The 5039-nt window shown below is 49.7% G+C and carries 1 protein-coding gene; it reads left to right on the top strand.

Annotation, left to right across the window (positions count from 1 at the left end):
- Positions 1-60: 60 nt before the first annotated feature.
- Positions 61-5039 (top strand): response regulator (locus tag V6C93_RS07665; RefSeq protein ID WP_333476063.1); only part of this gene is annotated, 4979 nt, incomplete at its 3' end.

The raw sequence follows: 5039 nt of genomic DNA, 5'->3' as shown, positions 1-5039 counted from the left end.
ATCACCACTTCAGTCATTCAGGCTCCCTTGAATGCTTCTGTCCTAAGCCTCACACACCTCATGAGGCAAGAGCGCGGGAATTATGTGGTACTGACAGAAGAAGGGTTGAATGTTGGCAAGTTGAACGTTGAAGGTGATTTTGGCAACATTCAACCTTCAAACCTTCAACCTTCAACTCCTGTAGGGATTGTTACAGAACGCGACCTTGTCCAGTGGGTTCAGTTGTCCCTAATGGGACTGGACTTGTCCAAAACTCAGGCGCAGATGGTGATGAAGACGCCACTGCTGAGCTTGAGTCCAGACGATTCCTTGTGGAGTGCTCATCAACAGATGCAACAGTGGCAGCTCCAACATGGATTAGTTTATGGAGAATCAGACCAGTGGTTGGGCGTTTTTACTCAACAAGAGCTGTTGCGATCGCTCGATCCCCTGCAACTGATGGGCGTTATTGATGCATTACAGCAAACCGTCGAGGAACAAGCCGCCCAACTCAGACAGGCTCATGTGCGATCGCAACACGAGACGCTTCAGCCACAACCCGTTGAACAGGATGAAAAACCTTCTCCTCACCCATTAAAGGATAACTCTGACCCAAAAAACGGCGAACTTCATCCCTCATACCTCACACCAGAGGCTGACGTTCAAGAGGCACTGCGAGACACTGAACAGCGCTTTCATGCCACCTTGGGAGAACTGAAAAAAGCGAAAGAACGTCTTGAATTAGTCACTTACGCCTCCAACGATGGTTTCTGGGATTGGAATCTGCTAACTGGAGAAATTTACTACTCTCCACGTTGGAAGGAGATGCTCGGATACCTAGACTGTGAACTGCCCAACGAGTTAATTTCCTGGGAAAAAGTCATCTTTGATGAAGACCGCGTTGCCGCCATAAAACTAATGGAGGATTTCAATGGTGGCAAAGCGTCTCGCTTCATGGTTACGCAACGCTTCCGTCATAAAGACGGCTCCACAGTTTACATCCTTTCACGAGCGACTCACCTGAAAGATGCTCAGGGACGGGTTGTTCGCATGGTGGGTACCCATACGGATGTTACCGAGCTGGTTACGGCTCAGAAAGCCTTGCACCAAAGTGAAGAGCGGATGCGAGCGCTTTTAAATGCAATTCCCGATCTGATGTTCCGTCAACGGGTAGACGGGACATATTTAGATTTCAAGTTGAAAGACGGGCAATTGATTGTTCTGTCCCACATGCCAATCGAGTCTAACGTTGAGGATATACCGCTCCCGGAAGCAGTTAAGCAGCATCATCTCGAACTTCTCCAGATGGCTGTCGAAACAGGGGAGCTCCAAACCTATGAGCTGGAATTAGAAAAGCCTGACGGGGTCAGAAGCTACGAGGCACGTATTGTCAAAAGTGGTACTGATGAAGCCGTCTGTATCGTGCGCGACATCACCGAGCGAAAGCGAACAGAGGAGGTACTGCGAGAGAACGAAGAGTTTTTACGCAGTATCTATGATGGGGTGGAGAAGTCCATTTTTGTAATTGATGTTCTGGAGAATGGGGAATTTTGCTATGTGGGCTTAAACCCAGCTCATGAACATTTGACAGGCATTACCTCAGAGGAACTTTGCGGCAAGACTCCTGAACAGGTACTGCCGTTAGAAGCAGCACTATCGGTGTGCGATCGCTATCGAGATTGTATTGAGGCTGGGGTGACTATTTCCTACGAGGAATGCCTGCCCTTCAACGGCTCAGAGACGTGGTGGATTACGAGCCTAACCCCATTGAGGGATACTCACTCGCGCATCTACCGTCTAATTGGTACCAGTACCGACATTACCGAACGCAAGCGAGCCGAATTAACCCTCCAGCAGCAGGCGGAACGAGAACGGTTGGTGAGTGCGATCGCACTACGGATTCGTCAGTCTCTCAACCTGGAGGAGATTCTCAATACCACCGCTACACAAGTGCGACAGTTCCTTCATACGGATCGCGTGATCGTTTATCGTTTCAATCCGGACTGGAGTGGTCTTGTGGCTGTGGAGTCTGTTGGTAATGGCTGGACATCCGTTTTGGGCAGCACCATTTATGACCCCTGCTTTAGCAAAGAGTTTACCCTTCTCTACCAACAAGGTCGTGTTGGGGTGGTTGAGGATGTTTACAACGCAGGTTTAACACCCTGCTACGCTGAATTTTTAGCTCAGCTCCAGGTTACGGCTTCGCTGACCGTGCCGATTCTCCAAGGAGAAAAGCTGTGGGGGCTTTTGATTGCCCATCACTGTCATGGAACTCGGAAGTGGCAATCTCTAGAAATTGAGCTGTTGCAGCAACTGGCGACTCAGGTGGCGATCGCCGTTCAGCAATCGGAACTGTATCAGCAGGTGCAAGCCGAACTGGCTGAGCGCAAGCGGGTAGAAGAAGGACTGCGCGAGAGTAAAGCCGCTCTCCAACGCCAAGTTCATCGAGCCATGTTGCTCAAGCAAATTACCCAAGAAATCCGTCAAAGCTTAGATACACATCAAATCTTCAATACCACAGCTACGCAAATTGGTCAAGCTTTTCGAGTCAACCGCTGTATCATTCACAGCTACGTGGCGACACCGACGCCGCAAATTCCAGTTGTAGCTGAATATTTAGAAGCGGGCTATGCGTCAATGCTGGAATTGACGGTTCCGGTTAGGGGCAATCCTCATGCGGAATGCATCTTAAGCCAAGATTGTGCGATCGCTTCCCCTAATGTCTACACCGACCCCTTGCTGCAATTAAATAGATCTCTAGCCCAGCAAATCGGTGTGAAATCAATGCTGGCGATTCGTACCTCGTATCAGGGAGAACCCAATGGAGTCATTGGTGTACATCAGTGTGACACCTGGCGCAACTGGACTCCAGATGAGATCGAACTCCTAGAGGCGGTCGCCGATCAGGTAGGCATTGCCCTTGCCCAAGCCCGCCTCTTAGAGCAAGAAAAGCGCCAACGGGAGCAACTGGCAAAGCAAAACTTGGCCTTGGAAAAGGCCAAACAGGCCGCAGAGGGAGCCAACCGAGCCAAAAGTGAATTTCTGGCAACCATGAGCCACGAAATCCGCACCCCCATGAACGCGGTGATTGGCATGACTGGACTACTGCTTGACACAGAGCTAAATTCCCAGCAGTGTCAATTTGTTGAAACCATTCGCAATAGCGGCGAGTCTCTCCTGACGATTATTAACGACATTCTCGACTTCTCCAAAATCGAGTCAGGAAAGCTGGAACTTGAGGAACAACCCTTTAAGCTACGCAGTTGCATTGAAGAATCCCTCGATCTGCTGGCACCAAGAGCCGCCGAAAAGGGACTGGAGTTAGCCTATCTGATTGACCCGCAAACTCCCACAACCATTGCCGGAGACGTGACTCGACTGCGCCAGATTCTGGTGAATCTGCTCAGTAATGCCGTTAAGTTTACTCTTACTGGAGAAGTCACGGTTGCCGTGACAGCCAAGGGTTTACAAGCCAAGGATGAACTTAGAAGCATTGATGAAATTGGTTCTGGTTCGGATGAACCCTATCAAAAACTATCAAACGCTCAACCCCAAAACTCTGAGCATCCGATTAATAAACCCTTCCATCCTGGGCTGCGTCCCGCTACGCTAACACCCTTTACCCTTCCTCCTGTTCCATACCCCTTTTACGAAATTCAATTCGCCGTAAAGGATACGGGGATCGGTATTCCTGTTGACCGCTTAGACCGCCTGTTCAAACCCTTCAGCCAAGTTGATTCCTCTACCAGTCGCCACTATGGAGGCACGGGTCTAGGTTTGGTCATCTCTCAGCGGTTGTGCGAAATGATGGGCGGCAGAATCTGGGTCGAAAGTGAAGTGGGCAAAGGGTCTACCTTTTACTTCACCGTAATGACTCATGCGGTGTATAGTGCTTCTCCTATCGATCTAGATGTCAGCCAACCCCAGCTAGAAGGGAAGCGACTGCTGATTGTTGATGATAATGCCACCAACCGCCAAATTTTAATCCTACAAGGACAATCGTGGGGGATGCTTACCCGTGCAGCTCACTCGGGTGTACAAGCGTTGGACTGGCTGCATCAGGGAGAGTCTTTCGACCTTGCGATTCTGGATATGCAGATGCCGGGGATGGATGGACTGACCCTAGCCACTGAAATCCGCAAGAAGCCCGGTTACCAAGGCTTGCCCCTCGTGATGCTGACTTCTATCGGCAAGCCAGAAAGCAGCGACCCAAACCAGATGAATCAGTTTGCGGCGTTCCTCCATAAGCCGATTAAACAGTCGCAGCTTTATGAAATTTTGAATCAAGTTGTGATCGGACAGCCGATTAAAGTCCGTCCTACCTGTTCCATCTCTCCTGAGATTGACCCTAATTTAGGCCAAAGATTGCCTCTCAAGATTCTGTTGGCGGAGGACAATGTGGTGAATCAGCAAGTGGCCTTGCACTTGTTGCAACGTCTAGGGTATCGCGCCGATGTGGTCGGCAATGGTCTAGAGGTACTCGAAGCGCTGCACCGTCAATCTTACGATCTCGTGTTCATGGATGTCCAGATGCCAGAGATGGATGGATTAACAGCCGCACGTCGTATCTGTGAAGAATGGGCTTTCACTGGGGAATTAGGGCAGGGAGATGAGCATCCAGAAAACTCGGACACGAACAAACAACCTAACACTCCAAAATCCCAAACTCGCCTGCCGGACAAAGTCCGAGGCCGAAAACATCCAAAATATAAGCGTCCTCGAATTATTGCCATGACGGCAAATGCCATGCAAGGCGATCGCGAGATGTGCTTGGAGGCAGGCATGGACGACTACATCAGCAAACCCATCCGTATGGAAGAACTGGTTCGTGCCTTAACCAAATGTCAGGAAGAGTTGAAGGTGAGCCAGTTGAACATTGAAAGTGCGGAAGATAACCTTCAACCTTCAACCTTTGCTCAACCTTCAACCTTAATTCAATCTGCAAGCTTGAATTCCTTTGAGGCTGTAGTCGATGCTGCCGTTTTTCAAGAATTACGTGAAATGATCAACCATGACCTGATCTTGGAAAGCGTGATTGATAGCTATGTAGAAGAAACCCC

Origin of the sequence: Allocoleopsis sp. (genome assembly GCF_036703385.1) — a bacterium.
Taxonomy (GTDB): Bacteria; Cyanobacteriota; Cyanobacteriia; order Cyanobacteriales; family Coleofasciculaceae; genus Allocoleopsis.
Note: the sequence above shows the minus strand (reverse complement) of the source record. Positions and strands in the feature narration are given on the sequence as shown.